Genomic DNA, 23,946 nt, shown 5'->3' on the forward strand with positions numbered 1-23,946 from the left:
CAGTCCGACAACATGCGTTTGTTAGATTTTTACTGGCGATAAATTACGATGGCCGAAGTACACTAGGAAAGATGCGAATATACAAAATCCTGCTCCCACCCATACATACCAATCAGTTTTTCCATTAATCAAATGCCAAACGGCAAAACACCCAAAGCCGCCGTAAGCTATTGAACCAAAGTATTTCATAAACCTTGGAGATTGCATTAGCTGATCGAACTCGCCGACTATGGGAAGTAGACGTAATATCTTTGATTGTGAACTAGATAGACGTATACCGTCGGACTTAACTATTTCTTTTACACCTTTTATTTTTCCCGCGATAGAAAATTCCTCGCTGGAGCTTCCGTTGTGTATTATTTGAATTACCAGATAGTCTGCATGATCAAGAAAATCAAAATCTATTGAAAACACAGCCCCTTGTTCTTGCTGAGTCACTTCACCCAAAGTTACTAAGTTTGACTCAGTGCTAACATCAATGATTTGTATATCAAGAAGCTCAATGCCATCAGGAGTAACTACTCTTAGCTGGTCTCTTTCAACCAAGTCAGATTTATCAATCGTATCTCGCCCAGCGTTCCAGAGTACTAATTTGGTAACGCACACACGCTCTTGGGCCTGACCTTTATAATGCACTTCTAATCCATCAAGAGCTTGGTTCAAGCCTTCTATAATTGTGTTGCTTGAAGAGTCGTAACAAGGTGTCTTATCTTTTTTAGATCTGACATAGAAAATAATTGCCAAAACAATACCAAATAGGGCTAAGGCGAAACTGCCCAAGGTTATATATGGGTTTTGCGAAAGTGTTTGAAGGTCTATTTGCATTCTTGCTCCTGAAATCTAACGCTTTGCTAAGCGGCTAAGTACAATTTGCTATAATGCGCGGAGCGCGAGCAAACTGTACGTGTCCGTTTGAGCAACTTGTTATATGCCTTTATTCAATGACATTTGAGCATCTTGAATTTTTAAAGTGATATCAATACTACTTTCAAGTTTTGAAGATGTAGCAAAGCCTATTTTATCTTTCGTTCGTTGGACTTCGGGCCAAACTTCAGCGTAAACAGCTAAACATGCCTTAACAACCTTAAAGTTTACGTCCAGAACAATATGGGCTAACCAATCAAACTGTTCTTCTTTGCCTTTAAACCCAACAGCACGATTTTCTTTCTTAATACTGCCGTCCTGTTTAAGTTCATACTTCCTTGTTTTGACTTCTATTTTACCGAATTTTTTGTTCTTAATATCAAATCCTTGCGTAACAGCAGTTTGCTTTTCTCCGCCTAAGGCTTCTAAAACAAGAAATTCACCGTAATCACCTACTAAATCTCGAATTCCATTTTTAGACAAGAATTGGTTTATCTCAATTTGAGATTCAATAGCTTCTTTTAGTGACGATATTGGCATAGTGCCTCCTTGGCATATAACAGTGTATTAGCAAGAAATTCGGATAAACCCGAATGGATTTTACACACGATCGCTGCTAATCACTTCATTTATTCCCATAAGATACTCTAATAACAGTTTTTTAAAAGCATTTAGCCGATTTTATGCGATGGAGAAAGCGAGAACTGAGTTTAGCGAGCCAGTTGTGACAGGTGTGAACTTTCAATGTTTATATATTATGGTTAATTAACAATGCTTTATCATGAAATATATCAAATCACATCTAAGCATAAGTTCTCGCTTTCACACAAAACCGCTTATTACCAAAAAAATCGAATTATAACTGTATAGACATACAGAACGAGACAGAAGACGATTTACCTTTCAGAAGAATACTTAATGTATTGAGCAAAATTTTAGTCTTAACTAGGAATGGTGTAGTAACGCTCCAACCCTGCCTAAATTTTGCTTGGTGGAAAGGCTCGATTTGATACACCAATCATGGATGATTGGTGAGGCTTCTTGCGCACATGGATGTGCGGTTGAAGCCGTTATCAAAGTAGAGTGTTGTAACCAAGGTCAACAAAATTTCTAGCAGCGGCCTTTTTGCCACCTTTTTTGGCTGTTGAAAAAAGGTTGGTCGCCGAAGGCTGTGCGATGGACTCGTCACGATATCAAGATTCAAATAAGCTACTATGGTTCAACGTATTAGAACGAGTTTTCAACTAGAGCATTAGGCATTTAAAAGTAAGAATGGAAAAGCGAGATTCCCTGTCTATTCGCTTAGACTCACGCATGGAATGACGGGGATTTACCAACAAAATCAGTCATCTCGGGAACGAGGGAGGAGTTATCCGTGATCTCGCTTTTAATCTTTATCTTCCGTTCTCGAGTATCGAGAGTCAGGGCTTGCTTGGTGAGCGTTGAAATAACCACGACAACTCAACCACCCCCTCCCTTTACCAGATGCATTGCCGTTAAACATCTGAATTGTCAGGCAAGGGAGGGCTGGGGCGGGCTGTTGCTTTGATATACAGTGAAGTACTAAATCGCTTTTGAGCAAAAACACCAACCCAAAGCGGCAAGTTAGAGTTATAAATCAGGCTGCTAACTGAGCTATTGAAAGCTGAAGTAAGTAATGTTCAAGCTCTGAATCTGTGACAATTTCAAAGTCTGTAAACAAGGCGACTGGTTTAATTGACTTACCATGACCTTGCTCTAAGCGCACAAAACCTTTTTCGTTTAATGCTTTAAGTGTATTTGATAAGTTAGATTTAGCGCGCCCTGTTAACTCGGACAATTGAGTTAAACTATCAGGTCTTTCAGAGTCAATCATACGTAATAAGGCGATATTCTCAGGGCAGAGGATCTGAGAAACTGCGTTAATTGATGTGTACCAAACTTTAGGTTCATTTGATTGAGGTTTGTATTTACCTTGAGCAATTGCCAGTAGCCTCATACGAATGAGCTTTTCAGACATTATTCCGATTTTTGCTCGCATATTATTTCCCCTCTATTGCAGCAATGGTTTTGTCTATACCCTCGAAGAAATCCTGCAGCAAGCTATTGAAAGAGCAATTCGCCAACCTTTCAATGTTACAAAAGCGTTAAATATATACATATTGGTCGCATATCTGAACGTATTCCTTGTTCTGCTAACGTAATCTAGGTCAATTAATGGACTATACCCATCTAACTTGAAGCTATGCCTTCAATGGTTTTGGGTCAAAAAATAAGGCTAAGACAATGGCGAACCAAGCAACTCGCAGCGATTTCGATCAATATATGACACCGACTTATGCTCCTGCCCCGTTTATTCCTGTTTCAGGTAAAGGCTCGGTGGTCATGGATCAAAATGGCAAAGACTACATCGACTTTGCCGGTGGTATTGCAGTCAATGTTTTGGGACATGCCCATCCGAAACTTAAACGTGCATTGACTGAACAAGCAGAGGCGTTATGGCATACCGGCAATGGTTACACTAATGAGCCGATCCTCAAGCTGGCGCGTCAGTTAGTCGAAAGCACTTTTGCTGATAAAGTTTTCTTTTGTAACTCCGGCGCTGAAGCCAATGAGGCGGCATTAAAACTGGCGCGTAAATACGCTCGTGACCATTTTGGTGAGCACAAAAACCAAATTGTTGCGTTTAACAATGCCTTCCATGGTCGTACCCTCTTTACCGTTTCTGCTGGCGGGCAACCTAAATACTCCCAAGATTTCGCTCCGCTTCCAGGTGGGATCAATCATGTGGAGTATAACGATTTAGCCGCCGCCAAAGCCGTCATTAATAACAATACTTGCGCTGTAATTGTCGAACCAATCCAAGGCGAAGGTGGCGTGATCCCAGCGGATACTTCATTCTTACAAGGCCTGCGCAAACTGTGTGACGAACATGGCGCCGCGCTGATTTATGACGAAGTACAAACCGGTGTCGGCCGCACAGGTGAGTTATATGCTTACATGCATTACAACGTGACACCGGATATTTTATCCACCGCTAAGGCTCTGGGTGGCGGCTTCCCTATCGGCGGCATTCTGACGACCGATAAATTTGCGCCATCATTAGCGATTGGCACTCATGGCACCACTTATGGCGGCAACCCAATGGCAGGCGCAATTGGTGGCGCGGTGCTTGAAGAAGTGAATAAACCGCAATTCTTACAGGCGGTAAAAGATCGTCATGATCAATTTATTGACCGCATGACTCAAATCAATCAAAAATTTGACCTCTTTAAAACCTTCCGTGGTGTCGGCTTATTAATTGGCTGTGAATTGAATGATGCCCATAAAGGCCAAGCAAAGTTGATCAGTAATATTGCTGCAGAGCATGGTTTGATGATGTTAATTGCCGGACTTGATGTAGTGCGGTTTGCCCCTGCGTTAAATATTACCGCGCAAGAAGTTGATACCGGTTTAGATCGCTTAGAAGCCGCGCTCGGAGCTTACCTTAGTCAAGGATCATAATTATGATGATACTGCGTCCGGCAAGATTGAATGACATTGAATCGATTCTAGCCTTGGCAAAAATCAGCGGCCCAATGGTATATACCTTACCTGCGGATCGTGAGGCATTATTGCAAAAAATCGAACGTTCTATTTCAGCATTCGAGCAAGACGTATTTTGTCCTGGAGAAGAGTTTTATTTCTTTGTATTAGAGGATTCAAGGAATAAAAAACTCGTCGGAACCGGCGCGATTAATGCTTTGGCTGGGTATGAAGCGCCGTTTTATGCGTTTCGGAATGACACCTTGATCCATTCATCACGCCAGCTCAATGTACACAGCCGCATCCATGCACTGACACTCAGCCACGATCTCAGCGATCACTCTCAATTGTGTTCGTTCTATGTGCTGCCAAACGTCACCGATAGTTCGCAGGCCGATCCCTCTGAACAAGATATTTACCGTCATTGTTTGGAGTTAATTACTTTGGGTCGCTTGTTATTTATGACCACTTACCCAGAGCGATTTTCTCGTAATTGGATGGCGGTATTACCGGGCGTATTTGATAACAATGGTCGAGCGCCATTTTGGGAGCATGTTGGGCGTAAATTCATCAACCTCAATTACCATCAAGTAGAAGAACATCATGGTACTCAAGCCAGCACCTTTATTGCCGAACTAATGCCTCATCATCCATTGTATGTGCCACTTATCGCTCCTGAAGCGCAATCTGTGATGGGACAAAATCACCCTCGCACCGAAAGACAATGTCACTTGTTAAGCGAACAAGGGTTTAACTCAGATAAATACGTCGAAATATTCGATGCTGGGCCTATTTTTGCTGCCCCTAGGCATGCGCTTGATATCTGGCAGAAAAAGCAATCTGTCAGCCTGAAAATAAAAGAAAGCATTAATAACAAAATCAAACAAACCCACCGCTATTTAATTGGCATTACCGATAGCCAAGGTTTTCGATCGTGCTTTATTGAAGGTGTATTACAAGGTGAACAATTGCATGTCACTCAAGAACACGCACATCAGGCGCATTTAACTCAAGATCAATCACTCTGGTGTCTCGCTTTGTAAGTAAGCCCGATGTTTATCAGCGAACCCGATCATTACTCGACTATTTGAAAAGCTGTGGCTTCAAATACCAAGAGTAAATTCAAGGAATGAAACCCAATATGATGATAATTAGACCCATTAATATCAATGACAAGCAAGCCATCTTAGATTTTGCCACCAAAACGGGCACCGGCTTTACCTCTCTTCCGCAAAATGAAGAGCGGTTATTAGCGCGATTAACGCGAGTGTTAAATACTTGGACTGGTGATGCTACGCCTGCCGAACAAGGCTATTTGTTTGTTTTAGAAGATACGGATACTCAAAAAGCCGTCGGTATTTGCGGCATTGAAGTTGCTATTGGATTAGATGAACCTTGGTATAACTTTCATGTTGGCACTCAAGTTCACGCCTCGAAAGAGCTTGGTGTTTACACTCAAATGAAGACCTTAGTGCTTACCAATAATCACACAGGCTATAGTGAATTGTGCACTTTATTCCTCGACCCTGACTATCGCGAAAATATGAATGGTCACTTGCTGTCTAAAAGCCGCTTAATGTTCATTGCTCAATTTCAGGATAAATTTTCCGAAAAACTGATCGCTGAAATGCGCGGTATGCACGATGAAAACGATCAATCGCCGTTCTGGGAAAGCTTAGGTCGCCATTTCTTTGCGATTGAATTTAGTCAGGCCGATTACTTAACAGGGATTGGGCAAAAAGCCTTTATTGCTGAGCTGATGCCTAAACATGCCTTATATGTGGATTTCTTAACCGATGAGGCCAAAGCGGTAATGGCAGAAGTGCACCCAAGCACTGCGCCAGCACGCAGAATTTTAGAAAATGAAGGCATGCGCTATGAAGGCTACATCGATATTTTTGATGCCGGGCCGACCCTTGAAGCCTACACCAAAGATCTGCGCGTGGTGCGAGACAGCCAGCATCGACAAGTTCGCATTACCGACCCATCTAATTTAACCGGCGATCACACCATCTTGATGAGCAATGATAAATACCAAGATTTCCGCGCGGTGATTGGTGAGCCATTAATTGATGATACCCATATTTCCATCTCTCTGGCTCAAGCCGAAGCATTAAAAGTGCAAGATGGCGATCCGATCCGATTCGTTCAACTTCATAAACAGGAGAACAACTCATGATACAGCCTTCTCATTTTATCGACGGACAATGGCTAACGGGCAGTGGCATTCATTTTTCCAAACAAAACCCAAGTGATAATGCCACAATCTGGCAAGGTACTGAGGCAAGCGAACAAGAGGTTTCTCAAGCGATCCAAGCCGCCAGAAAAGCTTTTCCATCTTGGGCAAAAACCGAATTGAAGCAACGCATTGAAATTTTAGAGCGTTTTGCACAAGAGTTAAAAAATGAGCACCATCCGTTAGCCGCGATTATTTCCCAAGAAACCGGCAAGCCAGAATGGGAAGCCAGAACCGAAGTGCAAGCCATGATCAACAAGGTGGCGATTTCAATTCAGTCTTATCATGAAAGAACGGGAGAAAAAATCACCCCAATGCCCGACGGACAAGCGGTATTACGTCACAAACCGCACGGCGTTTTAGCGGTCTTTGGTCCCTATAATTTCCCGGCCCATTTACCGAATGGTCATATTGTTCCAGCATTATTAGCCGGTAATTGCGTGGTATTTAAACCGAGTGAACTGACCCCGTGGACCGCGCAACGTACGCTGGAAATTTGGCAAAAAGCAGGCCTACCCAATGGCGTCATCAACCTGATCCAAGGCGCTAAAGACACCGGTATCTCGCTCTCCAATCATACTGGTATTGATGGCTTATTATTCACCGGCAGCGCCAATACCGGTTATCACTTGCATCGTCAACTGGCCGGGCAACCTGAGAAGATTCTCGCGCTTGAAATGGGCGGCAATAATGGATTAATTGTTGAGTCATTCGAGCAACTTGATGCTGCGGTCAATATCGCGATCCAATCCGCTTTTATTAGTGCTGGGCAGCGTTGCACCTGTTCGCGTCGATTATTGGTGCGTGAAGGCGCGCAAGGTGATGCCTTTATCCAACGTTTAGTTGAAGTGAGCCGAGATATTCAAGTCGGAGCATGGAACGCCGATCCTGCGCCATTTATGGGGCCCGTTATTTCCAATCAAGCCGCCGAAAATATGATGACGGTTCAACAACAGCTCTGCGATCTAGGAGCGAAATCCTTACTTGAAATGACAAAACCCACGCCCGATACCGCCTTTCTCACCCCTGGCATTATTGATGTGACTCAAGTGAATGCCCTACCTGATGAAGAATACTTTGGTCCCTTGCTGAGCGTTATTCGCTATCAAGATTTTGATCAAGCGATCGAGATTGCCAATCAAACTCGATTTGGTTTAGCGACCGGTTTAATTTCAACTGAACGCCGCGATTATGACCAACTATTAATTGAAGCTCGCGCGGGTATTGTAAATTGGAATAAACCATTAACTGGCGCATCCAGTAATGCGCCATTTGGTGGGGTTGGCGCGTCGGGTAATCATCGCGCTAGTGCTTATTATGCTGCGGATTATTGCGCGTGGCCGATGGCATCGGTGGAATCGGAAACACTCACAATGCCAGCAAGCAATTTACCGGGTTTACGTTTTTAACTGTGAAATTTTACGTTTCACACAGCACAAGGATGCCGCATGTCAGCATACGAAGTTAATTTTGATGGTTTGGTTGGGCTAACTCACAACTATGCGGGGTTGTCGTTTGGTAATGTCGCTTCAACCTCAAATAAAAATGCCATCGCTAATCCGAAACAAGCGGCGTTGCAAGGGCTAGATAAAATGAAAGCGCTGGCCGACCTTGGCTTCAAACAGGGTGTATTGCCGCCGCAACAACGCCCATGCGTCAAAACACTGCGGTCATTAGGTTTTAGCGGCAATGATGCCAACGTATTGCAACAAGCCGCCAAAACAGCGCCACATCTTCTAGCAGCCGTGGGTTCCGCCTCTTCAATGTGGGTCGCCAATGCAGCAACGGTGTCACCATCTTCAGATACTGCTAATCACAAAGTGCATTTTACTGTGGCCAACTTGAATAATAAGTTTCACCGTGCGATTGAAGCGCCAACCACCAGCAATGCACTGCAAGCTATTTTTGCCAATCAGCAGCACTTTGAGCATCACGCCGCTCTGCCTCAGCAAAGTATTTGGGGGGATGAAGGCGCAGCCAATCACAACCGTTTATGTTCTGAGCATGGTGCATCTGGAGTCGAAGTGTTTGTTTATGGCTGCCAAAAATATGGCGTCCAAGCTGATGCGAAATACGTCGAACCAACCAAATACCCTGCTCGCCAAACCAAAGAAGCCAGTCAAGCCGTGGCAAGGTTGCATCAACTCGATGACAATAAGACCGTGTTTGTACAGCAAAATCCCGATGTGATTGATCAAGGTGTGTTTCATAACGATGTGATTTCAGTCAGCAATGGCAATGTATTATTTCATCATCAACAAGCGTTTTTAAATCAAGCTCAGGCGTTTAATGAGATCCATCACAAACTTGAAAACCTTGGGGCGCAATTTATGCCCATTGAAGTGCCCACCGCGAAAGTCAGTGTGGAGGATGCAGTAAAAACCTATTTATTTAACAGCCAATTACTGACTAAACCCGATGGCAACATGTTAATTGTGGTGCCCGAAGAATCAAAAAATAACCCTCGCGTGTGGCACTACTTAAACGAGCTCATCCAAAGCGGTGGCCCAATCAATGAAGTCCGAGTGTTTAACTTACGCGAAAGTATGTGCAATGGCGGTGGGCCTGCTTGTTTACGCTTGCGAGTGGTGCTTAACCAAGCCGAACTTGATGCCACCAATCCGCAAGCCATGCTCACCGACAGCAATTACACTGCGTTAACCGCTTGGGTAAATAGCCATTACCGCGACCGTTTAAGTGAAGCCGACTTAGCCGATCCACAATTATTAATCGAAAATTATACCGCCTTAGATGAACTGACTAAGATCATGAGTTTAGGCTCAATCTATTCATTTCAATCTTAGCAACATCGCCTGTCTATCTATTTAAATTATGGATAAACAGGCGAAGTGAACATGTTTTATGAAAAGAACCAACAAGGAAGGGTATGTTTGATTTTTTAGCCGAATCACTTGCAGGTGATGATATATCATCCGCGTCTGGAACAATAAAGAGCAGCGCATCGTCGATAAATTGGCACCGCCCAGACACCGGTATAATTGTCTTTGAACCGACTCAAGATGTGAGTGGCAAACCAGATTTAGAACATAGCATTGATAAAGATGTGGTGATCTCGTGCGCCATACACGGCAATGAAACTGCCCCAGTGGAAATTGTTTCTGAGTTAGTACAAGGTTTACTCACCGGACAATACCCTCTCAAGGTTCGTTTAATGGTGATTTTAGGCAACCTGAATGCGATGCGGCTAGGTGAGCGTTATATTGATATCGACTTAAATCGTTTATTTTGTGGCGCTCATGCCAACCATTCGTCCAATCTTGAAACCCTACGTGCAGAAAAATTAGAACAACAAGTCGGTGAATTCTATCAGGCAGAGCCCCAACACTCACGTTGGCATTTTGACTTACATACCGCGATCAAACCTTCCCGTCACATTCGTTTTGGTTTATTGCCTTTTGTTGAGTCAGGGCAATATTGCCCAAGTATAATGAACTGGTTACAAAGCGTAGGATTAGAAGCATTGGTGATCAATCATGCCCCTGCCTCGACCTTTAGTTATTTTACCAGCCATCTATTTAATGCCGAAAGTTGCACCTTAGAACTTGGTAAAGCGCTTCCTTTTGGCAGTAATGATTTAAGCCAGTTTGAAGGCATCCGCAACGGCTTGATCCATTTAATAAACAATAACTTCTCAAGCACCAATCCCGATCAAAAAGCGGCGCCAATCATATATAAAGTGGCACAACAACTGACCAAAGTGACTGACCAGTTTCGCTTTAATATCAATGAAAACAGTCACAACTTCACCGAGTTTAAACAAGGCACCCTACTTGCCAGTGACCAAAACACACTATATATGGTCAAAGAAAATGCCGAGTATCTTTTGTTTCCTAACAGCAAAGTCAAAACAGGATTTCGAGCGGGGTTGATGTTGAAACGAGTGGATACATTAAAGCACTTACTTATTAAAGGTGAAAAAAGCGGCATTGCTGATCATGATTTTGACTCGTTTATCAATGAACTTGATAGCGAACAGCAGAAAGAAAACCTTTCAGATTAACCCACCAAACTCAACAACCACAATACCAACCACCAAACCATAGTTAAAACCGAGATCACTAAGGTAAAAGCTGAGATGTTCAGCCACACATGAAACGTCCAACCAAGTAGTTCGCTTTGATTGGATAGTAAGTAAATCGAGGCAAACCATGCCGCGCATAATACCGCGCCAACCAGCAGGCCCCCTTTCAATGCGTGTTTAAAATCCGCAGTACTCGGCACGCAATGAAAACACACCAATGAGGCCAATAATAACCACAAGACATTGAGCCAACTGGTGGTCGAAAAAGTAAAAATCTGCCCCCATAACATCAACGCATGCTGCCAAATCGACGAGACCAACTCTAACAATGATGGGGTAAATAAGTGACGGCGACTGGATTCAACTAAGTGAATGTCAAGATGAGTCGCCAGCCCCCATAGTGCCAACATCGCCACCAGCATGGGCGCTATCGCAATAAAGAACATCCCTACCGATTGATATATCGAGCGTCGATTCCAATTATGTTCGACATAACCTAAGCGTCCATCTTGACCAAACTGGAAAAATTTTATCTTGTGAATTTTATGCCTAAACAACAACGCCATCACCGCGTGGGATAACTCATGCAATGGCGTCCCAAACATCGCCGATGCATAAAACATCCCTTTAGACAAAGGACGCTGCGCAATCTTACGCCCAAGCGCACGGCTTAGCCCTTGATGGACAACAATCAGCAGCGTGATAGGGCTAAGTAGTAATAGAAAAGCAATCGCGAAAATCAGCATAAAATGGCATGTAGGTCGGAAGTTAGAAGTAGTGGCATGTTAGCACGGATCAAAGCTGAACTTTTATCACTAAGACTCGAATTTAAGGAACATAAATAGCAGTCGTATTTAATAACTATTGTATTTAATAACAATCGCGTCGAATAACAACTGGGTTCACAATTTGTGAATGGTGTAATTTGATGCTATATTCACATTTAGTGAACCAAGAGGGGTTTTATGCACGTCATATCAAGAAAGCCATTTAGTGATGCATCTCGAAAATATCCTAATGATGCTACCGCGATCGATGCATTATATAAATCATTAAAAAATAACAACTTCTCAAATCCTTTAGAGATGAAAAATGTATACCCTAGTTTAGATAACTTTAAATACAAAGATAAATGGTATGTTTTAGATATCGGTGGCAATAATTTACGTCTAATCACCTTCATTGAATTTAGAGATCATCGAATGTTCGTAAAGTGTATTGTCCCTCATGCTGAATACGACAAGCTATGCTCAAGGTATGCCAAGGAGTCCAAATGAAAAATTTCAATCAACTAAAATCAACAGCATTAGAACTATTTACCATGGCAAGCTTTGTCGGTCATATCTCCAACGATGAAGAATACACAGAAGCATTAGCGCTGATGGAAGAACTCATTGAGGAGTATGATCTTTATAAGCCTTTAATCGAAGTTCTCGCAGTATCAATAGAGCGTTGGGAAGATAATGCGGATGAGTTTGCCGAATTTAATCGTCGGATTGAAGGTTTAGATAACGGCGTTGCGACTTTGCGAGTATTAATGGATCAATACCAATTGAAAGCTGACGATCTAAAAGATGTTATCGGCGGAAAAAGCTTGGTATCGATGATCTTAAATGGGTCGCGAAAGCTAACCAAAGAACACATCCAAGCCATTTCTTCTAAATATAACATTAGCCCTGCGTTATTTTTTGCTAGCGTATAAAACCGAACTTGGCCGCTATTTGGCATGAATCGCGGCCGGATATTCGCTCTCCCAAAAAACCACTCTTTACAGTGTAAATTCACCCATTCAGGACATCACTCACATGGGGGCGCTAAATGGATCAAAGCCAAGCCGCCGAGTGAGGTTTCTCGGTATTTTCGGTTCATGTCTTTGCCGGTTTCAAACATGGTCGCGATCACTTTGTCTAGCGATACCACGCTTTTACTGTTGCGCCTTAATGCCATACGCGAAGCATTGATGGCCTTCATTGCGCCCATAGCGTTACGTTCAATACAGGGCACTTGCACTAAGCCGCCAATCGGATCGCAAGTCATGCCGAGTGAATGTTCCATTGCAATTTCTGCCGCCACGCAAATTTGCTCGTTAGTGCCACCGCATAACGCGGCTAAACCAGCCGCAGCCATCGATGATGACACGCCGATCTCACCTTGGCAGCCAACTTCCGCACCAGAAATCGAGGCATTGGTTTTGTATAAAATGCCGATCGCCCCTGCAATTGCAAAAAAGTCGATTAACTTATTGGTATTTAACGCTTCAATAAAACGATGATAGTACATCAATACTGCAGGGATCACGCCAGCGGCACCATTGGTAGGAGAAGTCACCACTTGACCACCCGCGGCATTTTCTTCACTGACGGCAAAGGCGAACAAGTTAATCCAATCCATAATTTCCATTGGATCGGTACTTAAATGGGAGCCACTTTCTAAACGCATGCGTAAGTTTGGCGCACGACGTACCACCCCTAATCCGCCGTCTAAAATACCTTCCGTTTCAAAACCGCGTTGCATGCACTGACTCATCACTTGCCAAATTTGATCTGATTTAGTCCGAATGGCGTCCATTTCAAAAAATGACAATTCATTACGCAACACCATTTTGGCTAACGATAAGTTATGGCTATCCGCTTGTTGCAACATCGATTCGGCGTCATGGAAAGGAAACTCCACCGCCACCGTTTCCTCTTTTCCTCTATTTTGCATTTGAGTCGAGGTAAGAATAAACCCGCCACCGATCGAATAATAAATTTCACTGACTAGCTCTTGATCATGTTTATTTAACGCGGTGATCACCATGCCATTTTCATGCAGAGGTAAGTTGGTTTTAAGAAATTGAATGTCGCTATCGTAATCAAACTCAATGCTATTCGTGTCACTTAAAGCTAACTGCTGACGCTCTAATGCCACCTTTAAAGTTTGATTGGCCGCAGCGATATCAATGGCGTCGGGACGATTCCCCAGCACGCCCAGAATTACTGCTCGATCGGTATGATGACCAATGCCGGTTAACGACAATGAACCGTATAAATCGACCCGAATACGACTGACATTGTCTAAGTGCGGTTGCATTAATTGACTGAATTGAAACCCTGCGATCATAGGGCCATTGGTGTGAGAACTGGACGGCCCAACGCCTATCTTAAAAATATCAAAAATGGATAACATCATTACCTCAAAATAAATCATAGCCACTATGAATATTATAGTTAAATTTGTTAATAGGTGATGCTTAAAAAATGAAATGAAATATAAATGACATCGAATCAACTAAAAACTGAAAGATAACTGCAGGCAAAGTGTCACATTTGTTGTCTAGGATGCGTTATGTACTTACTTACCACGCTGTATTTACTGACCTAGTCCAAAGGAATCGACACTATGAAACGTTTGTTAATCAGTACCACTTTAATGGCAACGCTTTTTTCTGCCCATACTTTCGCCCAAAATAATGACATCCAACCTTTAATTGATGCCGCTAAAAAAGAAGGTCAGGTTTACAGTATTGGCATGCCAGATACTTGGGCTAACTGGAAAGGCACTTGGCAAGACTTGCAACAACAATATGGCTTAAAGCATCAAGATACCGATATGAGTTCGGCGCAAGAGATCGCAAAGTTTGATGCCGAAAAAAACAACGCCACCGCCGATATTGGTGATGTCGGTTTTGCATTTGCACGTATCGCGGTCAAAAAAGGTGTCACTCAACCATATAAACCGACCACATGGGACAGCATCCCAGATTGGGCAAAAGACAAAGAAGGTAATTGGGCACTGGCTTATACCGGCACTATCTCTTTTATTTCCAATAATAATCTGGTTAAAAACCCACCAAAAACATGGGATGACCTGTTAAAAGGCGATTACAAAGTCACCGTAGGAGATGTGGGTGTTGCCGCGCAAGCCAATAACGCCGTTCTAGCGGCAGCCTTCGCTAAAGGTGGCAGTGAGAAAAACCTGCAACCTGCGCTTGATTTATTTGCCAAACTCGCTAAACAAGGTCGTTTATCTTTTACCGACCCAAGTGTTGCTAACCTTGAAAAAGGCGAAGTCGAAGTTGCCATTTTGTGGGATTTCAATGCGCTTAACTACCGTGACCAAATCGACCGTAGCCGTTTTACGGTGAGCATTCCTCAAGACGGTTCAGTTATTTCCGGTTACACCACCATCATCAATAAATACGCTAAAAACCCGAATGCCGCCAAACTGGCGCGTGAATATATCTTTAGCGATAAAGGCCAAATCAATTTAGCCGATGGTTATGCCCGCCCTATCCGCACCAGTGTTAAGTTGCCACAAGCGATTCAAGATAAATTATTGCCTAACTCTCAATACACTCATGTTCACCCAGTCAGCGACTTTGCGGCATGGGAAAAATCAGCCCGTCAATTGCCGCGTCAATGGCAAGAAAACGTGTTAATCAGTCAGCAATAGTGTAGGAAATAGCATGAATCACAAGGTCATCTTAGTGCTCCTCGATGGCCTCAATTACCAAGTAGCTCATGATTGTATGGGCTACTTAAATGGATTAATTGAGCAAAATCGAGCAACACTATTTCAACTTCAATCCGAGCTACCTTCAATGTCTCGGCCTCTTTATGAATGCCTTTTAACCGGCGTTCGACCTGTAGATAGCGGCATCGTGAATAATCAAATTGTTCGCTTATCTAAGCATGAGTCCGTATTCAGTTTAGCCAAGCAACAAGGGAAAGTAACCGCTGCTGCTGCCTATCATTGGATGAGCGAGTTGTACAACCAAGCCCCTTATGATGCAGTTCGAGATAGATTTACTCATAATACATCGATGAATATTCAACATGGTTATTTTTATCACTGGGACCATTATCCCGATGAAGCGTTATTTCTTGATGCCGACTATTTACGTCGCCGTTATCAACCCGATTTTTTGTTAATACACCCAATGAACATTGATGATACAGGGCATAAATTTGGCTTAGATTCGCGCCAATATCGTAACTGCGCTCGCGCTGCCGATATCCACCTTTCCAATTACATCGACCAGTGGTTAAGCGATGGCTATCAAATATTGGTCACTAGTGATCACGGTATGAATAATGATTTGTCTCATGGCGGTATTTTGCCACAGGAACGAGAAGTGCCTTTATTTGTGATTGGCGATGCGTTTAACCATCAAGCTCCAACCAATAAAGAGGCACTCCCTGCAACAATAAAACAAACTGAGATCTGTGGCAGCGTATGCCAATTGCTGGGGTTAAACCACAACAAGGCTTATTACTCGTCCTTTTTTACGACCGATGCCACCTGTACATTGGCAGCGTCTTCATCAACCAACAATACGGCCTCAAACCATGACCAGAAGTAGTATTGATATCAGCCAGTTATCAGTAAAAAAAGCTGAAGCACACTATGAAAAACAATCCGAAAACGGCTCTAACAATCCAGCAAGTAAACCCGTTAAATCAACAATGTCGGTTTGGTTGAAGCGCTTTAAGCCTGCACTGTGGTTTATTCCATTCTCAGTGGTTTTCTATTTATTTCAACTAGCGCCCATGTTTTGGGTCTTGGTCAATAGCTTTATTTATGACGGTGAATGGTCGGTAACAAATTATCATGACATTCTTAATTCTAAGTTTATGCTGCAAGGTTTCAGTAACAGTATTTGGTTGTCCGCTTGGGCGAGTATTTTAGGTTTAGTGATCGCCGCTTTACTGGTTTCGTCATTACGACATCTAGACAATAAGATCCGTGATTGTGTGATTGCCTTTACCAATATGAGCAGTAATTTTTCCGGAGTGCCGCTCTCATTCGCTTTTATCATTATTCTAGGCGTGAATGGCGCGCTCACCTTGTTACTAAAGCAATATGGATTGATCGATGACTTTAATCTTTACGGAAAATGGGGATTATTAGCCATCTATGTTTACTTCCAAATTCCATTAGCGGTATTACTGCTCTATCCCGCTTTTGACAGCCTAAAACCCGATTGGAAAGAAGCCGCCGCGTTACTGGGAGCCAACACCTATCAATATTGGTGGCGGATCGCGCTGCCAGTTTTAACCCCTGCATTGCTAGGAACCTTTATCATTTTAATTGCCAATGCAATTGGCGCGTATGCCAGCGTGTATGCGTTAACCGGTGGCAGTTACAACCTTGTCACCATACGCATTGCCAGTCTGGTATCGGGAGATTTATTCCTAGAGCCTAATTTAGCTGCGGCAATTTCAGTATTACTGCTTGCCTTGTTAGCCTTTATTACTGTGATTAATCAATGGTTAATTTCAAGGAGTTACCATGTTAAACACTAAAACGATGCTCCCTTCATCTTCCAGTGTATTGATCCATAAATTTATCGTTTACGGCATTGTTGGGGTCATGTTATTACCGATCCTTGCCACACTGTTGTATTCATTTTCATCCCGTTGGGGAGCCACCATATTACCCGACGGTTTAACTTTTGATTGGTATTATCAATTATTAACCGATGACCGATTTATTGCTGCATTTGGGCGCTCGTTAATCTTAGGCTTTAGCTCACTACTCTTGAGTGTGGTGTTAATTCTGCCGACTATTTTCGTGGTGTTTTATTACTTCCCAAAAATGGATAAAGTAATGAACATTTTGATATTACTGCCATTTGCGGTGCCGCCCGTGGTGTCATCAGTCGGTTTATTACAACTTTATTCCGACAGCGCCATTCCATTGGTTGGCACCCCTTGGATTTTGATTGGCACTTACTTCACCATCGCCTTGCCTTTCATGTATCGCGCGATCTCCAACAGCTTTAGCGCCATCAATTTACACGACTTAATGGATGCAGCGCATTTACTTGGCGCCAGCACCCCAAGAGCTTTCTTTTTAATTGTGTTGCCTAACTTGAAAAAAGGGCTATTGGCTTCTTTGTTTATCTCATTCTCTTTCTTATTAGGCGAGTTCGTATTTGCCAATATTTTGGTCGGTACGCGCTTTGAAACCATGCAAATTTATCTCTACAACATGCGTCAAACCAGCGGCCACTTTACTTCTGCTTTAGTGATGACCTATTTCTTATTTATTTTTGTAATGACTTGGCTTGCCAGTCGCTTTAGCCAAGAGGAAAAATCATGAATACCTATTCAAAAACAGATTACGTCACCGTTTCCAATCTCACAAAACGCTTTGGTCAAAATACCGTATTTGAAGGTATTGAATTTGGCATAAAACAAGGTGAATTTGTTACCTTACTTGGGCCAAGTGGTTGCGGAAAATCCACCTTACTGCGCAGTCTAGCGGGTTTAAATCCGGTCGATAATGGCACGATATTAGTAAATGGTGAGGATATTACTCATCAAACCCCACAAGAGCGAGGCATCGGTATGGTGTTTCAATCTTATGCTCTTTTTCCTAATATGACGGTCGAAGCCAATATTGCCTTTGGCTTAAAAATGAAAAAACTTGATGCCAACACCATTAAAAAAGACGTCGAAAAAGTGATCCAATTGGTCGATTTATCCGGCAAAGAAGCCTATTACCCGCATCAATTATCAGGTGGACAACGACAACGAGTCGCCCTTGCACGCGCGTTAGTGGTTAAGCCTAGAATTTTATTACTCGATGAACCGCTTTCAGCCCTCGACGCCAAGATCCGAAAACGTTTAAGGCAGCAAATCCGTGATATTCAAAAAGAGTTAAACCTCACCACGGTTTTTGTGACTCATGATCAAGAAGAAGCGATGATCATGTCCGATCGGATTTTCTTAATGAATAATGGTGAAATTGTACAGCAAGGAACACCAGAGCAAATCTACACCCAACCGGAAAACGAATTTGTGGCTGGGTTTATGGGTCATTACAATTTAATGGAAGCCAAGCAAGCCAAACAACTGTTCAACATGGATACCCAAAAGAAACTCGCCATACGCCCAGAATCAATCTATGTCGAAGAAGTGGGTCGTCATTATCCTGAGCATATTTCTCTGCCATTAAAAGCCACCATTCAACATCAGCAATTATTAGGTAATGTTATTCGTTATCGTGTCGCGATGGAAAACTGCCAAGATTGCCATTTAACCGTCGATTTACTCAATCGTTCATCAGAAAGGCTGCTTGCTAATGGTCATCAATTGCATTTACGATTTAACCTTAACGAAATTCAACCCGTGAGAGCGTAACAATGCCTAATTCATTGATTGTTTTTGATATGGACGAAACATTAATCAACGCCGACTGCGCGATGCTTTGGCATGAGTTTTTGGTTGAGCAAGGCATTGCCACTCAACCAGGTTTTATTACCGAAGATAAACGATTAATGGCGCTGTATGCTAAAGGTGAATTGGATATGCAACAATATTTAGCCTTTTCAATTCAACCGATCAGCCATTTAAGCGTACAACAAGTATCACAACTGGCCGATCAATGTGTTGAGGAAAAAATACTGCCTTTATTGTTCCCTCAAGCTAAAATATTAATTGAGCAACTTCATCAACGGCAACAAGTGATGTTGATCATTTCCGCTTCGGTTTCATTTCTAGTAACAGCGGTCGCTAAACGCATTGATATCCCACATGCGATTGGTATTGATTTGGTTGAGCAACAAGGTCGATTTACTGCCACAATTCTAGGCACGCCAACTTATCAACAAGGGAAAGTAACTCGACTACAACAATGGTGTCAGCAGCACCATGAAACCTTCTCAGCCGTGCATTTCTACACCGATTCGATCAATGATTTACCTTTGTGTCAATACGCCGATTTCGCTTATTTGGTCAATCCATGTGAAAGATTAGAAAAACAAGCGCAAGGTAAACCGTGGCAAATATTACATTGGGGTTAAGCCCGAACTAAATCGTCGCCAACGCATCCAAATCGCCCATCGTCATTGTGGGCGTTTTTCTTTATCATAGCCGCATGATCACTATTGCACTGCCCTCACTCATCCACCGCATTGGTGGTGTTCGAGTTAAACAAGCAAAAACCATCGCACTCAAATTAGGGTGTGAACTTAAACGTATTCGTCGCTCAAGAAATTGGCAACTGCAAGGTGAAGTCGAACCGCTGTCAGAATTAATCGAAACCCTGACCGCAACCGAACCAGACACGATGAGTTATTTGATCAAAAAAATCACCGACGGAATAAACACAGCGTTAATCTCAGAGGAAGATAGTCAACCACCACCCAGCATGGCCGATAAATTGGCAGCGTTAATTCAAAGTAATCCAGATATCACATTAAATGAGTTAATGGCCATCACCGACTGCACCATGGCGCAAGCACGCAGTGTCCGATTTGAAATGCAGGATTTTGATTGAGAGCTTCATTTGATTTTATATAACAGAACTAGAGTCTGTTGAAATAACATCTCCGCACACTTTATCCATCACCATCGGGATATCTACCATACCTTTTTCACGCCTCACACCATCAATACGATTAAATCCGAAATTTTTGTAGATCTGCTCTGCACGGAGTGCTGAATTAACAGTAAAACGTCCTCTGTTCCCATTTTTCATCGCTAGATTTTTAGCTACCTCCCAAAGTTTGCGTGATAGTCCGATACCTTGGAAACTATCATGAACAAACAAATGAAATAGGTGAGAATTATCACGAATACCTACAACGCCGATCACTTCGTTATTATCAGATATCGCAACTAAATATGAATAATTACTCGATAAATATAACTTAATTCTATCCGTAGACATCGAAGCTAGTAAAACATCATGCACTGATACATCGCAGTCTGGACAAACGTATTTTCGTGTCAGCGGTACAATTAAGTTACTAATTGATTCTGCATCACCCATCAGTGCCGTTCTGATACTAAATATCATTTTTTCCCCTAAGTGTGTTAATAGCGTGAATTTAAAAGAGCATTCATAATGTAATACCTACATTGTTACTGCTAATTGTTCAATTAGTCACCATAAAATACGCTAATGACAATCCTTTTTAAACATTTAATTAATATTATAAGGAAAGCGAGAATATAAATATTTCATCATTCCGTACAAGAACTAAAGCGAAGAAAATACCATATTTCGCTTTCTCGCTAGTTTCATTAATCTAATGAGATTACGGATAACTCGTGCCTCGTTTCCGAAATAACGAAACTTAACTCCATGATTTACAGGTAAGAGTGTTCCAATACTGCCTAAATATTGCTTGGTGAAAATACTCGATTTGATACAACAATCATGGATGATTGGTGAGGCTTCTTGCGCACAGGGATGTGAGCTTTAAGCCGCTATCAAAAATAGAGTATTGCAACCAAGAACAACAAAATTTCTAGCAGCGGCCTTTTTGCCACCTTTTTTGGCTGTTGAAAAAAGGTTGGTCGCCGAAGGCTGTGTGGTGAACTCACCACTCAATCAATATTCAAATAAACCACGACTGTTCCATACTTGAATATTCTCGCTTTCTCGCTAGTTTCATTAATCTAAGAGATTACGGATAACTCGTGCCTCGTTTCCGCAATAACCGTTTTCTGAGAAGAAATAAATCCCACATAGCAAAAAACGCCATGCTGCGATCCTCAATCAAGGAGTCACAACATGGCGTTTGGGATTTAACTCTAAAGCAAGAGAAAGAACAGCGTTTTAGTCTTGTTGCTTAGCGCGCTTATGCTTTGGCACATAGTTCAAGACTGAAATTGGCACGTCTTTGATTGGAGTAAAGCCTTCAACGGTTTTACGCTTGATCAAGTGCCCTAAACGACTTTCAATCATGCATAAGTTTTTAAAGTCGTCTCGTGATACCAAAGATACCGCTTCACCTTTTGAACCCGCACGTCCAGTACGACCAATACGGTGTACATAGTCATCGGCTGGGAATGGCATATCGTAGTTAATTACGCACGGCAGGTCGTCGATATCGATACCACGCGCTGCAACGCCTGTCGCAACTAAATACTTCACGGTTCCAGCTTTAAACTCATCTAATACCCGCGCGCGTGAGGCTTGATTACGACCACTGTGAATAGCTTCTGCTGCAATGCCGCGCTTTTCAAGTTGCGAGACTAATTTGGCAGCGCCATGTTTAGTACCGATGAAAATCAACGCTTGAGACCAATCACGCTCGGTGAGTAAATGGGTCAATAATGCAGACTTTTTGTCTTTATCTACCGTGATCATGTATTGATTGATCGAATCTTTCGAGGCGCTGTGTTTGGCAATCGAGATCTCAGTTGGATCATTAATGGCAGTACGAGCCAGATCACGCACTGGGTTCGATAGCGTGGCTGAGAATAATAGATTCTGAATATTTTCTGGTAAACGTGCGATGATCTTGTTGATGTCTTCAATAAAGCCCATATCAAGCATGCGGTCCGCTTCATCGAGCACCAGCATTTCAACTTCATCAAAATGAACAGAATGTTGACCGTATAAATCAATCAAACGCCCAGGGGTGGCCACTAAAATATCCACACCATCAATCAAGGCTTGCTTTTGTGGCGCATAATCGACGCCACCGTACATGGCAAGAGACGTCAATTCTAAGTATTTTCCGTAGGCTTGAATATTCTCTTCAACTTGGATCGCAAGTTCGCGAGTTGGCACTAAGATCAACGCGCGAATACGTTTTTTACGCTGCGTCTGGCCTTTGCTTAGCATCTCTAGGATTGGCAATACAAAACTGGCGGTTTTACCAGTACCGGTTTGCGCTGCTGCGATCAGATTTTCACCGCGTAAAACCACTGGAATGGATTTAGTCTGGATGTCGGTTGGCTTATCGTAACCTTGTTCGGCAACGGCTTTTAAAATTGGATCGCTTAACCCAAAAGAAGAAAATGGCATGGAAGATCTCAGTAATGGAAAAATAAAACAGGGATTTGCTATATCACTATAGTGTAGCGGTTTTAGAGGGCAGATGTTATCTGAATTTGGGCTTAAATGCTGTTAACACTCAAGCCCAATTTGAAGATTGTATTGCTATAAGTACTGGTTTAATCGACTCGAGGTTGCGTCACTCGCAAGCTACTCACAACCGCAGCAACAACAGCAAAACTGCCCGCTAAAATCAGCGAAGCGTGAGTGCCGTTATCGTGGAACATATTAAACATTAACGCCACCAGCGCCGCACCGACACTTTGCCCAAGCAGGCGCGCCGTGCCTAACATACCACTAGCCCCACCACTTCGATCGCGTGGAGCCGATGAAATAATGGTGTGATTATTCGGCGTTTGGAAAATACCAAAACCAAAACCACACAGAGCCATTCGCCAGACAATATCAAAATCACTTGGATTATGCGGTAACAACACTAAGCCAAATAGACCGCAAGCAAATATCCCTAAGCCCACACCGCCAAGTAAACCAGCATGGAAACGCTCCAGTAAATAACCCGAAAGTGGCGCGGCGATCATGGTTGCCAGTGGCCATGGGGTTAACAATAATCCGGTGGCTACTTCACTGCGATCTAATACCGTCTGTAAGAAAAACGGCAGCGAAACTAACGCTAACATTTGAGCGATAAACGATGATACTGACGTCCCCATTGAGAGTGAAAAAATTGGGATCCTCAGTAAATCCACCGGCAATAACGGGAACCCCATAGAGAGCTGACGACGCACAAAAAAGAAGCCAACAATCACCACCGCGACTAACTCAACGCTCACAATGGTCAGAGGTTGCCCTTGCGAGAAACCAGTAATCGCGGCAATTAATAGACCAAAGAATAACGCATTCATAATTGCGCTAGGAATATCAAACCGTTGCCCAATGGATTTTTTCAAATTAGGTGGTAAATATTTCAGCGCTAATGCTAAAGAAATCATTCCAATCGGCACGTTAATTAAAAAGAGCCATTTCCAAGACGCGACCGATAAAACTGCGGCGGCCACCGTCGGCCCTGCGGCAGAAGATACGGCCACCACAAAAGAGTTGATCCCCATGCCTCGGCCAAGAAAACGCTTAGGATAAATCAGGCGGATTAAAGCAATATTGACACTCATTAATGCCGCGCCGCCAAAGCCTTGTAGCACTCGGGCTAACATCAACATTTCTAAAGAGGTCGAGAGCGCGCAAAACACCGATGTTAAGCAAAATAGCACTAAACCGACTTGATATACCCGACGATAGCCGACAATGTCACCAATAAAGGACATCGGCAGTAATGAAATGATGATCGAAATTTGGTAGCTGTTCACCACCCAAATCGATTCGGCTGGGCTGGCACTTAAATCACGCGCAATAGTCGGAAGCGCGACGTTAGCAATCGCGCCATCCAGCACCGCCATGGTAATACCAAACGCAATCGTGAGGATCGCGCCAAGACGTTGTGGGTTGGGTAACCCATCGGGATATTTGTTATCCATGAGGAATATAAACCTGCGAATTAAAAAGT

General features: G+C 42.9%; 21 protein-coding genes and 3 pseudogenes. 16 read left to right on the top strand and 8 right to left on the bottom strand.

Annotated elements, in window-relative coordinates; translation table 11 throughout:
- Positions 1-21: 21 nt before the first annotated feature.
- The 3 genes from GFB47_RS15795 to GFB47_RS15805 form a co-directional block, all read right to left on the bottom strand.
- Entirely contained in the window at positions 22-825 is an 804-nt protein-coding gene (locus GFB47_RS15795) for a hypothetical protein (protein WP_153448923.1), read from the bottom strand.
- Positions 826-924: 99 nt separating this feature from the next.
- Positions 925-1,404, bottom strand: a complete 480-nt coding sequence (locus GFB47_RS15800) for a hypothetical protein (RefSeq protein ID WP_153448924.1) — start codon at positions 1,402-1,404, stop codon at positions 925-927.
- A gap of 1,078 nt (positions 1,405-2,482) precedes the next feature.
- Positions 2,483-2,884 carry an HVO_A0114 family putative DNA-binding protein gene (locus GFB47_RS15805; protein ID WP_153448925.1) on the bottom strand — a complete coding sequence of 134 codons (402 nt, stop codon included), beginning with the start codon at positions 2,882-2,884 and terminating at the stop codon, positions 2,483-2,485.
- A gap of 245 nt (positions 2,885-3,129) precedes the next feature.
- On the opposite strand from GFB47_RS15805, the gene GFB47_RS15810 reads away from it, so the two are divergent.
- The 7 genes and pseudogenes from GFB47_RS15810 to GFB47_RS16815 form a co-directional block, all read left to right on the top strand.
- On the top strand, positions 3,130-4,347 hold the full coding sequence (locus GFB47_RS15810; protein WP_153448926.1) for a bifunctional succinylornithine transaminase/acetylornithine transaminase: 1,218 nt from the start codon (positions 3,130-3,132) through the stop codon (positions 4,345-4,347).
- Positions 4,348-4,349: 2 nt separating this feature from the next.
- Positions 4,350-5,411 (top strand): arginine N-succinyltransferase, encoded by a 1,062-nt coding sequence (locus GFB47_RS15815; RefSeq protein ID WP_153448927.1) that lies wholly within the window; start codon positions 4,350-4,352, stop codon positions 5,409-5,411.
- 98 nt (positions 5,412-5,509) lie between these two features.
- Positions 5,510-6,547: an arginine N-succinyltransferase gene (gene astA, locus GFB47_RS15820; protein WP_153448928.1), complete on the top strand. Its 1,038-nt coding sequence runs from the start codon at positions 5,510-5,512 to the stop codon at positions 6,545-6,547.
- A complete protein-coding gene (astD, locus tag GFB47_RS15825; RefSeq protein ID WP_153448929.1) occupies positions 6,544-8,013 on the top strand; it encodes a succinylglutamate-semialdehyde dehydrogenase in 1,470 nt (489 codons plus the stop codon). Before astA ends, astD begins: the two co-directional genes overlap by 4 nt.
- A 39-nt stretch (positions 8,014-8,052) precedes the next feature.
- Entirely contained in the window at positions 8,053-9,408 is a 1,356-nt protein-coding gene (gene astB / locus GFB47_RS15830; RefSeq protein WP_153448930.1) for an N-succinylarginine dihydrolase, read from the top strand.
- Between the two features lie 83 nt (positions 9,409-9,491).
- Positions 9,492-10,499, top strand: a pseudogene (gene astE, locus GFB47_RS15835) (succinylglutamate desuccinylase); the annotation flags it as partial.
- Positions 10,500-10,514: 15 nt separating this feature from the next.
- Positions 10,515-10,625 (top strand): annotated as a pseudogene (locus tag GFB47_RS16815) (type II toxin-antitoxin system ParD family antitoxin); the annotation flags it as partial.
- Here GFB47_RS16815 and GFB47_RS15840 read toward each other — a convergent pair.
- Positions 10,622-11,392, bottom strand: coding sequence for a hypothetical protein (locus GFB47_RS15840; RefSeq protein ID WP_153448932.1), 771 nt, complete (start codon positions 11,390-11,392; stop codon positions 10,622-10,624). The pseudogene GFB47_RS16815 and the gene GFB47_RS15840 overlap by 4 nt on opposite strands.
- Before the next feature lie 219 nt (positions 11,393-11,611).
- On the opposite strand from GFB47_RS15840, the gene GFB47_RS15845 reads away from it, so the two are divergent.
- Together GFB47_RS15845 and GFB47_RS15850 are read left to right on the top strand one after the other, a co-directional pair.
- Positions 11,612-11,923, top strand: coding sequence for a type II toxin-antitoxin system HigB family toxin (locus GFB47_RS15845; RefSeq protein ID WP_153448933.1), 312 nt, complete (start codon positions 11,612-11,614; stop codon positions 11,921-11,923).
- Positions 11,920-12,348 (top strand): helix-turn-helix domain-containing protein, encoded by a 429-nt coding sequence (locus GFB47_RS15850; RefSeq protein ID WP_153448934.1) that lies wholly within the window; start codon positions 11,920-11,922, stop codon positions 12,346-12,348. Before GFB47_RS15845 ends, GFB47_RS15850 begins: the two co-directional genes overlap by 4 nt.
- A gap of 95 nt (positions 12,349-12,443) precedes the next feature.
- On the opposite strand, the gene GFB47_RS15855 is transcribed toward GFB47_RS15850, so the two are convergent.
- On the bottom strand, positions 12,444-13,814 hold the full coding sequence (locus GFB47_RS15855) for an L-serine ammonia-lyase (RefSeq protein WP_153449043.1): 1,371 nt from the start codon (positions 13,812-13,814) through the stop codon (positions 12,444-12,446).
- Positions 13,815-14,027: 213 nt separating this feature from the next.
- On the opposite strand from GFB47_RS15855, the gene GFB47_RS15860 reads away from it, so the two are divergent.
- From GFB47_RS15860 to GFB47_RS15890, 7 genes and pseudogenes are all read left to right on the top strand, one after another.
- Positions 14,028-15,080 (top strand): ABC transporter substrate-binding protein, encoded by a 1,053-nt coding sequence (locus tag GFB47_RS15860; protein ID WP_153448935.1) that lies wholly within the window; start codon positions 14,028-14,030, stop codon positions 15,078-15,080.
- Between the two features lie 13 nt (positions 15,081-15,093).
- Positions 15,094-15,900 (top strand): annotated as a pseudogene (locus GFB47_RS15865) (alkaline phosphatase family protein); the annotation flags it as partial.
- A gap of 193 nt (positions 15,901-16,093) precedes the next feature.
- A complete protein-coding gene (locus GFB47_RS15870; protein WP_178306548.1) occupies positions 16,094-16,933 on the top strand; it encodes an ABC transporter permease in 840 nt (279 codons plus the stop codon).
- A gap of 4 nt (positions 16,934-16,937) precedes the next feature.
- Positions 16,938-17,732 (top strand): ABC transporter permease, encoded by a 795-nt coding sequence (locus GFB47_RS15875; protein ID WP_153449044.1) that lies wholly within the window; start codon positions 16,938-16,940, stop codon positions 17,730-17,732.
- Positions 17,729-18,775: an ABC transporter ATP-binding protein gene (locus GFB47_RS15880; RefSeq protein ID WP_153448938.1), complete on the top strand. Its 1,047-nt coding sequence runs from the start codon at positions 17,729-17,731 to the stop codon at positions 18,773-18,775. Before GFB47_RS15875 ends, GFB47_RS15880 begins: the two co-directional genes overlap by 4 nt.
- A gap of 2 nt (positions 18,776-18,777) precedes the next feature.
- Positions 18,778-19,437, top strand: a complete 660-nt coding sequence (locus tag GFB47_RS15885) for an HAD family hydrolase (RefSeq protein WP_153448939.1) — start codon at positions 18,778-18,780, stop codon at positions 19,435-19,437.
- A gap of 74 nt (positions 19,438-19,511) precedes the next feature.
- Positions 19,512-19,913 (top strand): ribosome recycling factor family protein, encoded by a 402-nt coding sequence (locus tag GFB47_RS15890; protein ID WP_153448940.1) that lies wholly within the window; start codon positions 19,512-19,514, stop codon positions 19,911-19,913.
- Positions 19,914-19,928: 15 nt separating this feature from the next.
- Here the strand turns inward: GFB47_RS15890 and GFB47_RS15895 are convergent, their stop codons facing one another.
- From GFB47_RS15895 to GFB47_RS15905, 3 genes are all read right to left on the bottom strand, one after another.
- On the bottom strand, positions 19,929-20,435 hold the full coding sequence (locus GFB47_RS15895) for a GNAT family N-acetyltransferase (RefSeq protein ID WP_153448941.1): 507 nt from the start codon (positions 20,433-20,435) through the stop codon (positions 19,929-19,931).
- Between the two features lie 765 nt (positions 20,436-21,200).
- Complete coding sequence (locus GFB47_RS15900) at positions 21,201-22,397, bottom strand: DEAD/DEAH box helicase (RefSeq protein ID WP_153448942.1); 1,197 nt, start codon at positions 22,395-22,397, stop codon at positions 21,201-21,203.
- Between the two features lie 149 nt (positions 22,398-22,546).
- The gene (locus GFB47_RS15905; RefSeq protein ID WP_153448943.1) at positions 22,547-23,917 is read right to left on the bottom strand and encodes an MFS transporter; all 1,371 of its coding nucleotides are present in this window, start codon (positions 23,915-23,917) and stop codon (positions 22,547-22,549) included.
- Positions 23,918-23,946 lie beyond the last annotated feature (29 nt).

The sequence above is a fragment of the Vibrio algicola genome, assembly GCF_009601765.2.
Lineage (GTDB): Bacteria > Pseudomonadota > Gammaproteobacteria > Enterobacterales > Vibrionaceae > Vibrio > Vibrio algicola.